1 protein-coding gene is annotated in these 1,493 nt (G+C 39.3%); it reads left to right on the top strand.

What is annotated here, in order from left to right; all coding sequences use genetic code 11:
• The first annotated feature begins 195 nt into the window (after positions 1-195).
• Complete coding sequence (locus IV54_RS00860) at positions 196-1,449, top strand: IS110 family RNA-guided transposase (protein WP_191991500.1); 1,254 nt, start codon at positions 196-198, stop codon at positions 1,447-1,449.
• Positions 1,450-1,493: the final 44 nt, after the last annotated feature.

The following is a 1,493-nucleotide window of genomic DNA, read 5'->3' as shown; positions in this document are numbered from 1 at the left end:
GGTTCTCTGTCAAACATCCTAAAGTAAGAGGTATCAAGATTGTGACGACAATCTTGATACCTCTTTTACTATACTTAAATTGAGGTTGAGGTCGTCAACATCAGTGAAATATACATTCCGAGTGTCAAACTGGCCCAACAACACGTAGTGAACAGTTAGATTTAGGATGTGGGTCCTTGAGATCGAATATAGAAAATGAACGAATCTGCGAAGTTGTTACCTCAAAAATATATGGAAGGCGATAAAGTGCACGTTTTAGGTATTGATGTGAGTCGTGGAAAGAGTAATTGTGCTCTTTTACACGATCATACGGTTATTAAGGAGTTTCAGATTATCCATAATAAGTCTGGATTGGCAAAGCTCAAGTCAATAATTACGAGTGACCTGCCAGTCATGGCAGTATTTGAAACGACTGGTATTTATTCTAGAGTTCTGACTCGTTTTTTTATCGATGAAGGAATGAATTACCTTGAAATAAATCCTTTGGAGTCCTCAATTCGCATGGCGGGGTTGAGAAGGCAAAAAACAGACCGTTCAGATGCAGTTAAATTAGCGCTCCTGGGAATTGATCAGAAGTCACTGATTCATGGTCGTAGACCATATTCAAGGCCATATGAGCAACTTCATTTAATGGCACACCGCTATCTAGAAATAACTAAGGAGAGATCCCGGATTATCAATCATTTACATGCCGCACTTGATCAAACATTTCCCGAGTTAAACGATATATTTAACCCAATTCGATCAGTGCTCGGCTTAACTTTTGTTAGTCTCTTTCCCCACCCTGATTTTTTAACAGGATATATTCCAGGAACGATGGCAAAACAAATCATTGGCTTGGTAAGTCCTAAAATCCATTCGGATTTAATCGTACGTAGATGTAATGAGGTCTGGCAGGCAGGCCAATTATCGTACCCAGCACAACCTGCGAATTCATTTCTGACTAATCAAATCCATAGTTATTGTGAAGAGATTCAGCGATATAATCAGGCCCATGACTTATTAAAACGCCAATTGATCACTTACGCGAAAACTTTTCCGGAGTTTAAACTCATTGCGAGTATTCCTGGGGCGGGAGAGATATCAACTGCCCTGTTACTAGGATTTACAGGAAAAATAGCGAGATTCCCAAGCTATAAGCAGCTGAATGCTTACGTTGGCATAGATCTACGACGAATCCAATCCGGAGGGTTCAAAGAAGCTGACCGGATTAACCGGAGAGGTCAAAGTAGTGCCCGTTATATTATGTTTGAAATGATTAGATCCATGCTTAGAAATAAAGCACGCATTGATAATCACATTGTGGATTACTACTATAAGCTAAAAAAAGGACCACACCCTAAACCGGATATGGTTGCCATGATTGCTTGTGTGAATAGGCTTGATAGGACGATTATGAATTTGGTCCGCACAAACCAAATTTATAATTACGCAAGAACTTCCCATTAAGCAGACTATTTAAATACCAGTATATTTGATATTTATGACAGCTT

It is taken from the genome of Levilactobacillus paucivorans (assembly GCF_001437125.1).
Lineage (GTDB): Bacteria > Bacillota > Bacilli > Lactobacillales > Lactobacillaceae > Levilactobacillus > Levilactobacillus paucivorans.
The sequence above is the reverse complement of the archived record's forward strand: the minus strand, read 5'-3'. Positions and strand labels throughout refer to the sequence as shown.